Genomic DNA, 14,822 nt, shown 5'->3' on the forward strand with positions numbered 1-14,822 from the left:
AAATTGGGGCGGTTTTTACCGCGAATGGCTATTAGAACTAGCACGGTGATTTTTATTGGGCAAGCCTTTTTTCTGTGACAACCCACTGATTTTGGCTATTCCTCAGCCGGAACTATGGAATAAAAAACCAACAACAAGCAGTTAGTCAGAACATATATCAACTCAAGGACGGGATTTATGTCATTAGCTGTGGTTTATAGCCGTGCCAGCCTCGGGATCGCGGCCCCGCAAGTTACAGTGGAAGTTCACCTCTCCAACGGCCTGCCCGCCTTCAACATGGTCGGCCTGCCGGAAACCTCGGTGAAAGAGTCGCGGGATCGGGTGCGCAGCGCCCTGCTCAACGGCAATTTCGAGTTCCCGAGCAAACACATCACTGTCAATCTGGCCCCCGCCGATCTACCCAAGGAGGGGGGCCGCTTCGATCTGGCCATCGCTATCGGTATTCTCGCAGCTTCCAAGCAAATACCGGCAAAATACCTGCTCGATCATGAATTTTTGGGGGAGTTGGCCCTGACCGGCGAAATTCGTCCCGTGCTCGGCGTACTGCCCGCCGTGCTCGCCTGCCGCGATGCGGGGCGCACCCTGCTGGTACCGCGGGAGAACGGCCCGGAAGCTTCTCTCATTCAGGATGCCGAGGTGCGTACCGCCCACCAACTGCTGGCCGTCACCGCCTGGCTGGCCGGCCAGTACGAGCTGCCACTGCCGGCTCAACAAAGCGCGGAGAGCCTGCCCGATGTACCGGATCTGCAGGATGTGATCGGCCAGTCACAGGCCAAGCGGGCGCTGGAGATCGCCGCCGCCGGCAGCCACAACCTGCTGTTCATCGGCCCGCCCGGCACCGGCAAGAGCATGCTGGCCAGCCGTCTGCCCGGCATTCTGCCACCGCTGAGCGAGCAGGAGGCGCAGCAGACCGCCGCCATCCACTCCATCGGCGGCCTCACCCCGCGCGCCGGTCACTGGCACCACAGACCCTATCGCACGCCCCACCACAGTGCCTCGGCGGTGGCGCTGGTGGGCGGTGGCAGCCACCCGCGGCCCGGCGAAATTTCGCTGGCCCACAACGGGGTGCTGTTTCTCGACGAGCTGCCCGAGTTCGAGCGCAAGGTGCTCGACTCCCTGCGCGAGCCGCTGGAGACGGGCCACATCACCATCAGCCGGGCCGCCCGTCAGGTGGATTTCCCCGCTCGCTTCCAGCTGGTGGGCGCCATGAACCCCAGCCCCTGCGGCCACTATGGTGACGGCCAGACCCGCTCCAGCCCGGATCAGATCTTGCGCTACCTCGGCAAGCTCTCCGGCCCCTTTCTCGACCGCTTCGACCTGACGGTGGAGGTGCCGCTGCTGCCCAAGGGGAGCCTGACCGGCAAGGCGGAGCGGGGGGAGTCGAGCCAGCAGATCCGTGATCGGGTGCTGGCGGCACGGGAGCGGATGCTGAGCCGCAACGGCAAGCTCAACAACCTGCTTGATAGCCGCGAGATAGAGGATATTTGCCGACTATCACCGCAAGATGCCGAATTTTTGGAGAATGCCATCCAGAAGCTGGGGCTCAGTATCCGGGCCTGGCACCGCATTTTGCGGGTGTCACGCACCATCGCCGATCTGGCGGGGCAATCCGCCATCGGCAAGGAGCATCTTATCGAGGCGCTCGGTTATCGCGCCATGGACCGGCTGCTGTCGCGACTGCGCAGCAGCTGACAGGAGGGAAAAGGGTGAGTCCAACCCCCGTAACGGCTCTGAATGGTCTCACGGGCAATCGGCTGATATTATGGCCACAGATCTGACCACTTGATGGCCCTTTATCGACAGCAAGACGGACCCGACTCATGCCCAAAAAGCTGACAGAGCGACTGCGCGGCAGCCTCTCCACCCTGCTCTATTTTTTCAACACCCTCTTCTGGTTTGTCCCCATCTTCTCGCTGGGTCTGCTCAAGCTCCTGCTCCCCCTCAAGGGGTGGCGCACCCTCTGCAACTGGCTGCTGGATGGCTGTGCCAGCTGCTGGATCGGTTTCAACAATCTGATCCAGAAAACCATCATCAAAACCCCTTTCGAGGTGGTCGGAGTGGACAAAGGGCGCCGGAATGAGTGGTATATGGTGATTGCCAACCATCAATCCTGGGTCGACATACTGGTACTGCAGCGGGTTTTTAACCAAAAAATCCCCTTCCTGAAGTTTTTCCTCAAGAAAGAGCTGATTTGGGTACCTTTTCTCGGTCTGGCATGGTGGGCGCTCGACTTCCCCTTCATGCGGCGATATTCCAGAAAATTTCTGGAAAAACATCCCCATCTGAAGGGAAAAGACATTGAAACGACCCGTAAGGCCTGCGCCAGGTTCCGCCACATTCCGGTGAGTGTGATGAACTTCGTCGAAGGCACCCGCTTCACCGGCAGCAAGCATCAGAAGCAGGGCTCGCCCTATCGTCATCTGCTGCTCCCGAAAGCGGGGGGCATCGCCTTTACTCTGGCCGCTATGGGTGATCAGTTGCATCAACTGGTGGATGTCACCATCGCCTATCCGGACGGCATCCCCAGCTACTGGGACTTCATGTGTGGCCGGGTCGGGCAAATCAAGGTTCAGGTCCGCTATTTGCCGATCGACCGCAAGCTGGTGGGGGATTACTTCAATGACCCCGAGTTCCAACAAGAGTTTCAACAGTGGTTGAACGGGATCTGGCACGAAAAGGACCAGACCCTGAGCCAACTGCTGGCAACCAAGGCGCAGTAAACATTCATGCTATCCCTGCTTCCCGGCCCGCTGGTGCTGATCATCAGCGCCGGCCTGACCATCCTTTTCACCGCCTTGTGCGCCAGCCTGATCCTGCTGGTGTCGCTGGCCAAACTGCTGCTGCCGATCCCGGTCTTTAGCCGCGCCTGCAGCCGCCTCAACAACCGCTTCATGCGCCTGTGGCTGGCCTGCAATGCGCTGGTGATCCGCCTCACCACCCGCATCGACTGGCAGGTGGAGGACAGCACCAGGCTGCGCAAGGATGGCTGGTATCTCATCATCAGCAACCATATGAGCTGGACCGATATCGTGGTGCTCGGCCACCTGTTCCGCGATAGGCTGCCGGTGCCCAAGTTCTTCATGAAGCACGAGCTCATCTACATCCCGCTGCTGGGGCTCGCCTGCTGGGGGCTCGATATGCCCTTTATGCGCCGCTACTCACGGGAGTTTTTGCTGAAGAACCCGCACCTGCGCGGCAAGGATATCGAGACCACCCGCAACGCCTGCGAGAAGTTTCGCCATATCCCCACTACCGTCATCAACTTCGTGGAAGGGACCCGCTTCACCGAGCAGAAACGGGACGCAGCACGCTCCCGCTACCGTCATCTGATGCCGCCCAAGGCGGCGGGGCTGGCCTTTACACTGGCGGCCATGGGCGAACAGTTCGACAGCCTGATCAACGTCACCATCCGCTATCCGGACAACGCCGAGACCCCGTTCAAGGACTTCCTGATGGGACGGGTAAAACGCATTCAGGTGCGGATTGAGGAGCTGCCGGTGAATGAGCAGCTGATAGGAGATTACTTCAACGACAAGCAGTTCAAGCGCGGTTTTCAGGAGTGGCTAAACCAGCGCTGGCAGGAGAAGGACGAGGTGCTGGAGGGGTGGCAGAGCGGTCAGGCGCCGCTGCCGGTTGCCGCCAAATCCGGGGAGGAATCCAAAGAGAGTGCCGAGGCCAACTCGACCAACTGATCTTCGGAAAAAACGGCAATACCGTGGCGGCGTAGCAGGGTGGTAGTCTTGCCCTCGCCCGCCACAGAAACCCCTTCAAAGCGGCCGTTATAGATACGGCCGCTGCCACATGAGGGGCTCCCCTCTTTCAGCAGGGCGAAGCGAATGCCCTGCGTCTGACAGATTTCCAGTGCCAGCTCGGCGCCGCAATCAAACTCGGCAGTCACATCCAGTCCGCTCGCCGTCACTACGCGCTCGCCCTGCCGCTCGGCAGGAGGGCGCGGGGTCGGCAAACCGCCCGCCACTTCGGGGCAGAAGGCCAGCACCCGCCCCTCAGCACCCAGCGCACTCAGCCAGTCGCTGACGATCCCCTTGCTCTGACCGTCGTAACGCACCGGCTGACCCAGCAAGCAGGCACTCACCAGCACCTTGTGCACGCCGGTCTCACTCATGCTTCCGCTCCATGCATCACCTGATCGAACATCACGCAGCAGGGACTCTCCAGCCGATAGAGAATGGCGGGGCGCTGTTTGCCGGTACGCTTGCGACCGGTATCCACCAGAATGTCGGCGCGATGGATCCGCTTGCGAAATGCCGCCGTATTCATGGGTGTTTGCAGGATGATTTCGAAGGCGCGCTGCACCTCGGATAGGGTGAACTCGGGCCCCAGCAGTTGCAGCGGCAGGGTGCTGTAGCGGCTCTTGATCCGCAGCCGCTCCAGCCCCTTGGCGATAAGCTGGACATGGTCGAAGGCGAGGCTCAGCCCCGGCAGGTTGGCGAGCGGATGCCAGCAGCCGTGGATCGCCTCCACTTCCGGATCCACTAGGCAGAGATAGACCAGGGTCGTGGACCAGCCGCGGGGATCCCGCTCCAGATTGCCGAGGGTGCAGACCTGCTCGCTGTAGCAGTGACCGAGCCCCCACTCCGCCAGCAGACGGCGCTGGGCGGCATCCAGATCCCGATCCCGGGTCTCGTCGATGCGCAGCGCAGGCAGTTGCCAGCAGTGGGCAAAGGGGGGGCGATCGCGGGTCTCGAGCAGCAGCTCGAGCCGCTCCTCATGCAACCGCAGCACCACCATATCCAGACTCATTCTCAGCATGCCGATCGCCCTGCTCGCCTTCCATTAATGTTTGGTAGATAATATCACACGAATAGTATGTGCAGGAGCCAATCATGGGAACCGTCGCCAGCCTGGATATTGATGCGCAGAAGGGCTTTACCCCCCTCTGCCCGAACGAACTGCCCGTTGCGGGCGGTGATGATATTGTGGCTGCGCTCAACGCTCAGGCCACCCTCGCCACGCTGCGGATCGGCAGCAAGGACTCTCACCCCGCCAATGCCGACTGGGCCGTTTCTGACCCCGCCGGCATGCTGCTGCCGCTGGATCTGCCCAACGCCGACCTCACCTGGCCGGTGCACTGCGTACCGGGCAGCAAAGGCTTCGAGCTGCTCGACGGCCTGCCCGCTCCCATCGACTATGACTTCTTCGTCTGGAAGGGGGTCGAGCCTGATCTGCATCCCTACGGCACCTGCTTCCACGACCTGGCTGAACGGCGCAGCACCGGACTCATCGAATTTCTGCAAGCCCGCAAGGTCGATACCGTACTGGTCGGCGGTCTCGCCACCGACTACTGTGTCAAAACCAGCGTGCTGCAACTGCGCCGCGCCGGTTTCCGGGTGATCGTCCATCTCGATGCCTGCCGTGGCATCGCCCCCGCGACGGTTGCCAGCGCCCACACCCAGATGATTGAGGCTGGCGCCGAACTGGCCCAGACCCTGATCGATGTACAACGCCTGCTGGACGCCTGATATGCCACCGATTCTTACCAGCCTGCTCGACACCGACGCCTGCACGTTACATATGCGGCAGGGGAGCTCCATCGTGCTCACCAGTCTGCGAGGAGCCTGATATGCCCCCAATCCTCACCAGCCTGCTCGACACCGACGCCTACAAGCTGCATATGCAGCAGGCGGTGTTCCATCGCTATCCGGATGCCGAGGTGGTGGCCGAGTTTCACAGCCGCAATGAAGAGGATCTGCTGCCCATGATGGGGCAGATCGAGGAGCAACTGCGCCTCGCCGGTTCCCTGCGACTGACCAGGCCAGAGCTCGATTTTCTGGCCGAGCGCCCCTTCTTCACCCCTGACTACCTCGACCACCTGCGCCGCAAGCCGCTCGATGCCTCCCTGCTCAAGGTGTTCGAGCAGGATGGCCGCATCAATGTGCGGGTCGAGGGCCCCTGGCAGGATGTGATCCTGTGGGAGATCCCGGTGCTCGCCATCATCAGCGAGATGCGCAACCGCTTCCGCTATCCCCAGTTCGGCGTCAGCCATGCGCTGGATCGACTCGATCAGAAGATCGACAAGCTGGAGAAGGAGCTGAGCCGCGACGAGATGAGCGAGTTCAACCTCATCGACTTCGGCACCCGCCGCCGCTTCTCCCACGCGGTACAGGATGCGGTAGTGGGTCGCCTCAAGGAGCGGCTGCCGGCGTTTCGCGGCACCAGCAACTATATGCTGGCCCAGAAGTACAAGCTGCCCGCGGTCGGCACCCAGGCCCATGAGTGGTTCCAGGCGCACCAGCAGCTCGGCTTCCCGCTGGAGCACAGCCAGCGCGCCGCCCTCACCAGCTGGCTGGACGAGTTTACCGACCATCTCGGCATCGCCCTGACCGACTGCATCACCATGGATGCCTTCCTGCGGGACTTCGACTTCGAGCTGGCCAGCAGCTATCAGGGCTTGCGCCACGACTCCGGCGATCCCGTGGTGTGGGGCGAGAAGGCGATCAGCCACTATCAGCGCCTTGGCATCGACCCCACCGACAAGACCCTGGTCTTCTCCGATGGGCTCAACCTCGACAAGGCGGTGCAGCTGTTCCGCCACTTCCGTGGCCGCATCAACACCAGTTTCGGTATCGGCACCAAGCTCACCTGCGATCTGCCCGGTGTCAGCCCGATGAACATCGTGTTCAAGCTGATCGAGTGCAATGGCGGCCCGGTCGCCAAGATCTCCGACAGCCCGGGCAAGACCCTCTGCCGGGATGCGGAGTTTATCCGCAACCTCAAGCAGGCCTTCCACGTCGGGGTCTGATCTTTCAGGCATCCAGAAAACAAAAAGCCCGCCGGTTCGCACCGGCGGGCTTTTTTATCGACTCAAGGGGTATCAGTCTTTCTTGGCCAGCAGGAACTGCACCAGCTTGTTGAACTGCTCTTGAGAGGTGATGGATTCAATCTTCACCATGTACTTGCCGTTCACCAGGAAGGCCGGTACACCGCGAATGTTGTAGCTCTCGGTGTTGCGATCGAACTGGGAGACCATACCGGAGACGGCGAAGCTGTCGACGGCACCGTCGAACTCTTCAGCCGGTACGCCGTTGTCCACGAAGATCTTCTTCACATCGTCACGGCTCATCGGCGGCTGACGCTGGGTGTGGATCTTGGTGAAGATGGCCGGAGTCAGCTTGGCTTCGGCGTTGAGCAGGCTGGCAACGGCATAGGCACGCTGCATCTCGGGGCCCATTTCGCGGCCGAGGAAGGCAACCGGGTTCTTCTTGAGGGGCACACCCTCTGGCAACCCGGCCTTCAACTGTTCAACGATCGGTTCGAAGGTAGCGCAGTGCGGGCAGTAGTAGGAGAAAAACTCCATCACTTCCGGCTGGGCACTGCCAGTCTGTTTGACCACATCGTAGTTGACGCCTTCCTTGAACTCGGGGGCGGCGTGAACCATGGGGATCATCAGCATGGCAGCAAGGAAAAATAGAACTTTTTTCATGATGTTTCCTGTTAAGGGATCACTGTGAGGCACGCCCGGCGAACCGAAGCAGTGCCAAGCCTATTGTTTCGCCATGCTGACGTCAATGGTCAGGGCCGGAGATCGAGTCCCCCTTGCCGCGCAAGATCCCTTCTATTTCACCAGTTTGGCATCAGGCTCAACGGTGGCGCCTTGAGTGCCTCCAGCTGATCGTGCAGTGTCGCTATCTGTTGACGCCAGTAGTGATCGGTATTGAACCAGGGGAAGTGACGGGGGAAGGCAGGATCTTCCCAGCGCCGTGCCAGCCAGGCCATGTAATGAACGATGCGCATCGCCCGCAGCGGCTCGATCAGCGCCAGCTCCCGCGAGTCGAACTCCATAAACTCCTCGTAGCCCGCCAGCAGGGTGTCGAGCTGGATCTGCTGCTCGTGGCGCTCGCCGCTGAGCATCATCCAGAGATCCTGAATCGCGGGGCCGGTGCGGCAATCATCGAGGTCGACAAACATGGGGCCATCGCGCCAGAGGATGTTGCCCGGGTGGCAGTCGCCATGCAGGGAGATCTGCGCCACATCCAGGGTCATGGCGTCGCTGACATGTTTGATCAGCTCGTCGAGCACCCCGAAGAATTGCTTCGCCAGCCCGCTTGGCAGCCACTCACCAGACGCCAGCAGCTGACGCGGTTCATGCAGCATGCTCTCCACATCGAGCCGCACCCGATGGTGAAACGGCTTGCTGGCGCCGATCTGATGAATGCGACCGAGGAAACGCCCCACCCACTCCAGCTGGTCGAGATTATCCACCTCGAACTGGCGGCCACCGACGCTCTGCCAGATGGCAAAGGGGTAGCCCTCGTGCTCCAGCAGGGTCTCGCCCGCGAAGGCGAGCGGTGCGGCGACCGGGATCTCAGCCTCCGCGAGACGGGTGGCAAACTCGTGCTCCTCGAGGATCTGGGCCCGGCTCCAGCGGCCGGGACGGTAGAACTTCACCACATAGCGGCGACGATCCTCATCCTGAAACTGATAGACCCGGTTTTCGTAACTGTTGAGCTCGATAAGGCCGGAGTCGAGCCGCAGGCCACTGAGATCGAGCGCATCCATGATGAGGTCGGGATTGAGGTCGGAATAGTTGAAACGCATGTCATCCACCATAAGAAAGGGGCGCCGTTGCGCCCCATTCTATCACTACTGACCGCCATTGCCGTGCTCGCTGGTGACCGGACTGGTGTCACGCCCGGCCCGCAGCCACACGCAGTTATAATCGGCTGATAAACTTGCTGCCCTGGCGCAGGTTGCCCTTGTTGTCATCGGGCGCCGCCCCCTCCCGTTTCAGCACGAACTGGATATCCAGCGCCGGCCGTTTCAGGTTGTAGGGATCGACCGCCAGACTGACCGGCAGGGTGTAGATCTCGCCCGCCTTCAGTGTCACTTCACGGGGGCCGAACCACTGATACTCGGGCAAGCCCTCCACATCCAGCTGGTAGGTCTGGGACTGCAGGGTCTTGTTGAGGATCTTGAGGGTGTAGGTGTTCTCAATCAGCCCCTCGCTATTTTCGCGGAACAGCTGGTTGCGATCCCGCAAGATATCGAGCCCCATCGGCATGATGGACATGGCGTTGTAGACAAAGACCCCCAGCATCACCGCCATCACCAGCCCGTAACCGATCAACTTGGGCCGCGCCACATGGGTGGAGTCGTTGGCCAGCTTGTGCTCTGTGGTGTAACTGATGAGCCCTTTCGGGTAGCCCATCCGCTCCATGGTCTGGTCGCAGGCATCGACGCAGGCACCGCAGTTGATGCACTCGTACTGCAGGCCGTCGCGGATATCGATACCGGTCGGGCAGACCTGCACGCAGAGATCGCAGTCGATACAGTCACCCAGCCCCATCGCCTTGGGATCCGCCTTGCGGGAACGGGCACCACGGGTCTCGCCACGCTTGGTGTCATAACCGACGATGAAGGTGTCCTTGTCGAACATGGCGGACTGGAAGCGGGCATAGGGGCACATGTGGATACACATGATGGCACGCATCCAGCCCGCGTTGCCGTAGGTAATGATGGTGAAGAAGATCACCCAGAACAACACCCATCCGCTGGCCTGCAGGGTGAAGAGGTCCGGCACCAGTTCAGTTACATCCTGGAAGTAGGCAACGAAGGTCAGGCCGGTCACCAGCGAGATCGCCAGCCAGGCCAGATGCTTGGCCCCCTTGCGAGCCAGCTTCTCGCCGCTCCAGGGCGCCTCGTCCAGCTTGCGCCGCTTGTTGGCGGGCCCTTCCAGCTTCTCTTCAAACCAGATGAACATGAAGGTCCAGACCGTCTGCGGGCAGAGATAGCCACACCAGACCCGACCGAGGAAGGTGGTAATAAAGAAGAGTCCGAAGGCGGCGATCATGAAGAGCCAGGCGAGCAGGGTCAGATCCTGCGGCCAGATGGTGGCGCCAAAGATATGGAACTGCTGGTGACCGAGGTCGAACAGCACCGCCTGTCGCCCGTCGTAACGCAGCCAGGGCAGCAGCACGAACAGCGCCACAAAGAACCAGCCCATGGCCTTGCGCATCCGCTGCCAATACCCTTTCTGGGCCCGCACATAGATGCGGTTGCCCGGGTTGAATCTGTCGTCGCTGGCTTTGAACGTATTGGGGTTGAAGGTCCCGGTTACGCCCTTGTCGGTGACGTCCTTGATATCGATTTTATCGTGGTCGGCCATTGCAAGACATCGCTCCCTTATTTGTTATGGAGCGGATTATATCTTAAACAGCATGCTAATTGTGTGGATTAGATGTATCTAATATTGGGGTTGGATCGCAATTTTCGGCAACAAAAAAGCGCATCACCCCGAGGTGATGCGCTTCCGCTAAAGATTCACTTGATTCCGCGAGCCTTGAGCAGTGCCTCTTTGAAATCGGGCACATGATCCTTGGCCAGACCGGGGATCATCGCCTGCTTGTCGGATTCCCGCATCTTGAGGTGATAGATCAGCATGTCGTCGGTCAGCTCGGACAGAGGCCCTTCAAATCCCGCTTCTTGGGCCAGTTTGGCAACAAACTGCACCAGGCTGAGATCCTGTTCCTTGATCCAGGCAGGCTGCAACAACTCCAGCAGCTCTTCGATACGATGACATTGCATAGACAACCTCTTTAATCTGTCACGTTAAATTCAGGCAACCTTACCCATCAAGGCTACTTCGATTCGATCCCGCCCATTATGCTTGGCCTGATACAGGGCCGCATCCGCTTTTTGGATCAAATCGGCGATTTTCATGCTGTTGTCCGGTATCAGTGTCGCAACACCAAAACTACATGTGACCCGACCGGAGACCAGTGACTTCTGGTGCGGGATGGCCAGCTCCTTGAGCGCCTGCCGCACATTGTCGGCCACCTGCAGTGCCCCCTGCATGCCGGTGCAGGGCAGCAGCAAGGCGAACTCTTCACCGCCGTAACGGGCCGCCAGATCATCCTCGCGCCGCTCCACCTCGGCCAGCAGGCCAGCCACCTGTTGCAGGCAGTCATCCCCCAGCTGATGGCCGTAAAGATCGTTGAACTGCTTGAAGTAATCCACATCCACCAGCACCAGCGACAACGGCGCCCGGGCGCGATGGCAGCGCCGCCAGGCCCGCTCCAGAGAGTCGTCGAGATGGGCGCGGTTGGCGATGCCGGTCAGGCCGTCGAGGCGAGAGGTGAGGCGCAAATGCTCGGAGACCGCCTTCAGTTCGGCAACCAGCTCGGCGTTGGAGAAACGGTGGTGGAGCGAGGCGATCTGATCCCGCCGCATCCGGCGCAGCAGGGTCGGCAGAAAGACAAACAGATAGCCCGCCAGCATGCAGGAGACGATCCGCTCCTGCTCGTTGCCATTGCCCAGCTCGAACAGCATCGCCATGCCCAGCGGCAGGGCGGAACCATAGAGGGTGCGGCGACTGCCAAACAGCATGATGGCGCTGCCGGTAAGAATGAGGCTGGAGAGCATCATCATGGCGGCCCGATAGGTATCGGGCAGCTTGTCCATGTAGAGCAGCACCCCGAGAGCCCAGATGATGGAGGTGATGGTGGCTCCGATAAAGAGCTCCCGCTCCAGCACCGGCAACGGCGTCTGGTGCAGGCGGGCTCGGCGCCAGCGCAGGTGCCAGCCCCGACCCAGCAGCCACAGGAAAGTGCCTGCCAGCCAACCGAGCGCTTCGATGGCGGGTAGATAGTCGTGAAACAGTAGACTCCAGCCAAATGCCAACACGCCCAAACAGGGGAGACTGAACGATGCATGGGTATAGAGCTGGGCCATAATGGCCTGCTTAACCTGGCGTGTCACACTCTGGGTCAACTGAGTACTCCTGTACAAGAGCCGAGCAGTCTACCATTACCCCCTGACCCGCAACAATAAAGCGCCGCTTATTAAGAAGTTAATCAATCAATAACGATTTCTTCTGCGCTGGCAGGTGAGTCCTTGCTCACCCCTTCTCCAATTCGTCGAGGATCGGGCACTCGGGATTTTCATCCCCGTGGCAGCAGCAAACCAACCCTTCCAGGGAGGTAAGCATGGCCTGCAGCCCGGCGATGCGAGCGCGCAGATCGACGATCTTCTCCTGCGCCAGCTTCTTCACCTGGGCGCTGGTTCTGTGTTCGTCCCGATAGAGCGCCAGCAGCTCCTGACACTCCTCCAGATTGAAGCCGGTCTCCCGCGCCCGCTTGACGAAACGCAGCTCACGCAGCGCCCCCTCGGTGTAACTGCGATAGCCGTTGTCACTGCGTACCGGGGCTGTGATGAGGCCAATGCTCTCGTAATAACGGATGGTCTTGGCGGTCAGCCCAGTGGCCTTGGCAACCTTGCTGATGTTCATTTATGCCTCCTTACTGATCGGGTTGGATGCTGGCCCGTGCGCCGCCCTGGGCTGCCAGCGTTTCAATAACAGGGAATTGCTCAATACTGTGATGCTGCTCAGGGCCATGGCCGCTCCCGCCAGCTCGGGGCTGAGGTAACCCAGCGCCGCCAGCGGAATGCCGATGATGTTGAACACGAAGGCCCAGAACAGGTTCTGCTGAATGGTGCGCCAGGTGGCCGCCGAGATATCGATGGCATCGGCCACCAGCCGCGGGTCAGATCGCATCAGGGTGATGGAAGCTGTCTCCATCGCCACGTCGGAGCCGGAGCCCATGGCGATGCCGACGTCCGCCGCCGCCAGCGCCGGGGCATCGTTCACTCCATCCCCCACCATGGCCACCAGCCCGCGGGTTTGCGCCCGCAGCGCCTCCACTTTCTCCACCTTGCCCGCTGGCAGCACGGAGTCAAAGGCCCCATCCAGCCCCAGCTTGGCGGCGATATGGGCCACCGGCGCCGGTGCATCGCCACTCACCAGCCAGCTGGCGATGCCGCGCTGGCGCAGGGTGGCGATGGCTTCCGGACTCTCGGGGCGCAGGGTATCGGCCAAAGCAGCGATACCAACCACAGCACCGTCGATGGCAACCCAAACCCGGGTCGCCCCATCGGCGGCTTGTTCATCCTGTTGCGGCATTTCAATCTCGAGCTGGGCCAGCAGGGAGCCATTGCCGATAGCGACCCTATGGCCCGCCACCTGACCGACAATACCAGCACCGACCCGCACCTCTACCTCATCAGGCTGAGGCAGTATCGCCTCCTTGCCGACTGCCTCGCGCATCGCCAGCGCCAGCGGGTGTTCACTCGCCTGCTGCAGGGCGGCGGCGAGGCGCAGCTGCTCGTCGTTGCCGCTCCAGCTGGCCAGCACCGGCTTGCCCTGAGTGAGCGTGCCGGTCTTGTCGAAGATAAGCGCCTTGATGGCGTGGGCCTTCTGCAGGGTATCTACATCCTTGATCAGAATGCCGTGGCGCGCCGCGACTCCGGTACCGGTGACGATGGCCGCCGGGGTCGCCAGCCCCAGCGCACAGGGGCAGGCGATCACCAGCACCGCCACCGCTGCCAGCAGCGCCTGACCGAAGTCGTTGCTGATGGCGTACCACACCAGCAGGGTGAACAGGGCGATGGCCATCACCACCGGTACGAACACGGCGGAGACCTTGTCCACCAGCTGTTGCAGCGGCGCCTTGCCCATCTGGGCGCTCTCCACCAGCGCGATGATCTTGCTGAGGCGGGAGTCCTCCCCCACGGTAGTGGCTTCGATCTCCAGCACGCCGGAGCGGTTGATGGCTCCGCCCAGCACCTTGTCGCCCGCACTGCGCGGCACAGGCAGGCTCTCGCCGGTGAGGATCGACTCGTCCAGTTCGCTGGCGCCACTCACGATTTTGCCATCCACCGGCACCCGTTCTCCCACCAGCACCCGCAGCCGATCACCGCGCAGCACCTCGTCGATGGCGACGCTCTGCCAGCTCTCGCCACGCCAGACGGTGGCGGTTTCCGGTCGCAGCGCCATCAGTTCGCGAATGGCGGACTGGGTGCTGCGGCGGGCTCTCGCCTCCAGCAGTTTTCCCAACGAAATCAGGGTGATGATGATGGCGCTCGCTTCGAAATAGAGCTTGCCGCTGGCTGCCATCCCCAGCGTCAACAACAGATAGAGGCTGTAGAAGTAGGCGGCGCTGGTGCCGGTTGCCACCAGCACATCCATATTGGCTGCGCGGTTCTTGATGGCGAGCCAGGCGCCGCGATAGAAGCGGGCCCCGATCCAGAACTGCACCGGGGTGGCGAGCAGCAGCTCCAGCCAGGCGGGCAGATGCCAAGGCAGCAGACCGGCCATGGCCAGCATCCCCGCCAGCAGCGGTAGGGTGAGCAGGGCCGAGACGATGACCCGGGTTTGCGCCTGACGGGCTGTGGCGGCCTCCTGCGCTTCCCGCTCCAGCAACTGCTGGCGGCGGCCGCTGGCCGAGCCCTGCGCCAGTTGGGCGCCAAAGCCGAGGGCCTCGATCTGCTCGCGCAAAGCGGCCGGCGTCTGCATCCCGGGGACCAGCACAATCCGGGCCTGCTCGATGGAGAAGTTGACGTCAGCGGAGATGATGCCGGGCAGCGCCGCCAACATCTTGTTCAGGCGGGCCGAGCAACCGGCACAGGTCATGCCGGTGATTTGAAACAGGATGGTCTCGCTGCCGTAGTCGTAACCCTGCGCCTGGATGCTCTCCAGCACCGCCGGCAAACGATCAGGGCTGGCCAGCTCGATGGCGGCTTGCTCCAGTGCGAAGTTGACGGTGGCCGATACCCCATCGAGCTTGTTGAGGGCGGTCGTGATGCGGCCGGCGCAGTTGGCGCAGCTCATGCCGCTCAGCGGCAACTGCAAATGAATGGGTGATTGAAGATGAGTGGTCATGTTGTTCCTCCCCGGAACCCGTCGGCACCACAAAACGCCGACTGGCAAACCCTAACCTTTACTGTAAGGGCAAGCTCAAGCCACATGATCCACTTTTTGCAGATGAAAAAACGGCGCCCGTTTGCTGCCAGAGAGCCAACGGGCGCCG

At 61.4% G+C, this 14,822-nt stretch carries 14 protein-coding genes; 5 read left to right on the top strand and 9 right to left on the bottom strand.

What is annotated here, in order from left to right:
• Positions 1–177: 177 nt before the first annotated feature.
• From AB5Y85_RS19085 to AB5Y85_RS19095, 3 genes are all read left to right on the top strand, one after another.
• Complete coding sequence (locus AB5Y85_RS19085) at positions 178–1,692, top strand: YifB family Mg chelatase-like AAA ATPase (protein WP_257686840.1); 1,515 nt, start codon at positions 178–180, stop codon at positions 1,690–1,692.
• Positions 1,693–1,820: 128 nt separating this feature from the next.
• Entirely contained in the window at positions 1,821–2,720 is a 900-nt protein-coding gene (locus tag AB5Y85_RS19090) for an acyltransferase (protein ID WP_236353788.1), read from the top strand.
• 6 nt (positions 2,721–2,726) lie between these two features.
• Positions 2,727–3,692 (top strand): acyltransferase, encoded by a 966-nt coding sequence (locus AB5Y85_RS19095; RefSeq protein WP_236353781.1) that lies wholly within the window; start codon positions 2,727–2,729, stop codon positions 3,690–3,692.
• Here the strand turns inward: AB5Y85_RS19095 and AB5Y85_RS19100 are convergent.
• Positions 3,617–4,123 (bottom strand): DUF523 domain-containing protein, encoded by a 507-nt coding sequence (locus tag AB5Y85_RS19100; RefSeq protein WP_123174001.1) that lies wholly within the window; start codon positions 4,121–4,123, stop codon positions 3,617–3,619. The two genes, AB5Y85_RS19095 and AB5Y85_RS19100, sit on opposite strands and share 76 nt — an antisense overlap.
• Entirely contained in the window at positions 4,120–4,770 is a 651-nt protein-coding gene (locus tag AB5Y85_RS19105) for a DNA mismatch repair protein MutT (protein WP_005339607.1), read from the bottom strand. The genes AB5Y85_RS19100 and AB5Y85_RS19105 overlap by 4 nt, the downstream gene beginning before the upstream one ends.
• 74 nt (positions 4,771–4,844) lie before the next feature.
• Between AB5Y85_RS19105 and AB5Y85_RS19110 the strand changes: the two genes are divergently transcribed.
• Together AB5Y85_RS19110 and pncB are read left to right on the top strand one after the other, a co-directional pair.
• Positions 4,845–5,480: a nicotinamidase gene (locus AB5Y85_RS19110; RefSeq protein ID WP_005357452.1), complete on the top strand. Its 636-nt coding sequence runs from the start codon at positions 4,845–4,847 to the stop codon at positions 5,478–5,480.
• A gap of 101 nt (positions 5,481–5,581) precedes the next feature.
• Complete coding sequence (gene pncB / locus AB5Y85_RS19115; RefSeq protein WP_257686841.1) at positions 5,582–6,760, top strand: nicotinate phosphoribosyltransferase; 1,179 nt, start codon at positions 5,582–5,584, stop codon at positions 6,758–6,760.
• 72 nt (positions 6,761–6,832) lie between these two features.
• Here pncB and AB5Y85_RS19120 read toward each other — a convergent pair whose 3' ends face one another.
• The 7 genes from AB5Y85_RS19120 to AB5Y85_RS19150 all read right to left on the bottom strand — a co-directional run bounded on the left by AB5Y85_RS19120 (position 6,833) and on the right by AB5Y85_RS19150 (position 14,674).
• Positions 6,833–7,441 carry a thiol:disulfide interchange protein DsbA/DsbL gene (locus AB5Y85_RS19120; protein ID WP_005339604.1) on the bottom strand — a complete coding sequence of 203 codons (609 nt, stop codon included), beginning with the start codon at positions 7,439–7,441 and terminating at the stop codon, positions 6,833–6,835.
• 137 nt (positions 7,442–7,578) lie between these two features.
• Complete coding sequence (locus tag AB5Y85_RS19125; protein ID WP_040095068.1) at positions 7,579–8,568, bottom strand: serine/threonine protein kinase; 990 nt, start codon at positions 8,566–8,568, stop codon at positions 7,579–7,581.
• A 103-nt stretch (positions 8,569–8,671) separates the two neighbouring features.
• Positions 8,672–10,123 (bottom strand): cytochrome c oxidase accessory protein CcoG, encoded by a 1,452-nt coding sequence (gene ccoG, locus AB5Y85_RS19130; protein WP_335830868.1) that lies wholly within the window; start codon positions 10,121–10,123, stop codon positions 8,672–8,674.
• A 155-nt stretch (positions 10,124–10,278) separates the two neighbouring features.
• Positions 10,279–10,542: a YihD family protein gene (locus tag AB5Y85_RS19135; RefSeq protein WP_005339598.1), complete on the bottom strand. Its 264-nt coding sequence runs from the start codon at positions 10,540–10,542 to the stop codon at positions 10,279–10,281.
• A 30-nt stretch (positions 10,543–10,572) separates the two neighbouring features.
• Complete coding sequence (locus tag AB5Y85_RS19140; protein WP_005339596.1) at positions 10,573–11,727, bottom strand: GGDEF domain-containing protein; 1,155 nt, start codon at positions 11,725–11,727, stop codon at positions 10,573–10,575.
• A 127-nt stretch (positions 11,728–11,854) separates the two neighbouring features.
• Positions 11,855–12,244 carry a Cu(I)-responsive transcriptional regulator gene (gene cueR, locus AB5Y85_RS19145; RefSeq protein WP_005356117.1) on the bottom strand — a complete coding sequence of 130 codons (390 nt, stop codon included), beginning with the start codon at positions 12,242–12,244 and terminating at the stop codon, positions 11,855–11,857.
• Positions 12,245–14,674, bottom strand: coding sequence for a heavy metal translocating P-type ATPase (locus AB5Y85_RS19150; protein ID WP_136501954.1), 2,430 nt, complete (start codon positions 14,672–14,674; stop codon positions 12,245–12,247).
• Positions 14,675–14,822: the final 148 nt, after the last annotated feature.

The organism is Aeromonas sp. R3-1, from assembly GCF_040908345.1.
In the GTDB taxonomy this organism is placed as follows: Bacteria; Pseudomonadota; Gammaproteobacteria; order Enterobacterales; family Aeromonadaceae; genus Aeromonas; species Aeromonas veronii.

Bases quoted from the DNA above. Each gene is read 5' to 3' on its own strand.
- AB5Y85_RS19120 (WP_005339604.1), bottom strand. From the start codon at position 7,441: ATGAAAAAAGTTCTATTTTTCCTTGCTGCCATGCTGATGATCCCCATG.
- AB5Y85_RS19150 (WP_136501954.1), bottom strand. From the start codon at position 14,674: ATGACCACTCATCTTCAATCACCCATTCATTTGCAGTTGCCGCTGAGC.
- AB5Y85_RS19085 (WP_257686840.1), top strand. From the start codon at position 178: ATGTCATTAGCTGTGGTTTATAGCCGTGCCAGCCTCGGGATCGCGGCC.
- AB5Y85_RS19100 (WP_123174001.1), bottom strand. From the start codon at position 4,123: ATGAGTGAGACCGGCGTGCACAAGGTGCTGGTGAGTGCCTGCTTGCTG.
- pncB (WP_257686841.1), top strand. From the start codon at position 5,582: ATGCCCCCAATCCTCACCAGCCTGCTCGACACCGACGCCTACAAGCTG.
- AB5Y85_RS19125 (WP_040095068.1), bottom strand. From the start codon at position 8,568: ATGGTGGATGACATGCGTTTCAACTATTCCGACCTCAATCCCGACCTC.
- AB5Y85_RS19105 (WP_005339607.1), bottom strand. From the start codon at position 4,770: ATGCTGAGAATGAGTCTGGATATGGTGGTGCTGCGGTTGCATGAGGAG.
- ccoG (WP_335830868.1), bottom strand. From the start codon at position 10,123: ATGGCCGACCACGATAAAATCGATATCAAGGACGTCACCGACAAGGGC.
- AB5Y85_RS19135 (WP_005339598.1), bottom strand. From the start codon at position 10,542: ATGCAATGTCATCGTATCGAAGAGCTGCTGGAGTTGTTGCAGCCTGCC.
- cueR (WP_005356117.1), bottom strand. From the start codon at position 12,244: ATGAACATCAGCAAGGTTGCCAAGGCCACTGGGCTGACCGCCAAGACC.
- AB5Y85_RS19095 (WP_236353781.1), top strand. From the start codon at position 2,727: ATGCTATCCCTGCTTCCCGGCCCGCTGGTGCTGATCATCAGCGCCGGC.
- AB5Y85_RS19090 (WP_236353788.1), top strand. From the start codon at position 1,821: ATGCCCAAAAAGCTGACAGAGCGACTGCGCGGCAGCCTCTCCACCCTG.
- AB5Y85_RS19110 (WP_005357452.1), top strand. From the start codon at position 4,845: ATGGGAACCGTCGCCAGCCTGGATATTGATGCGCAGAAGGGCTTTACC.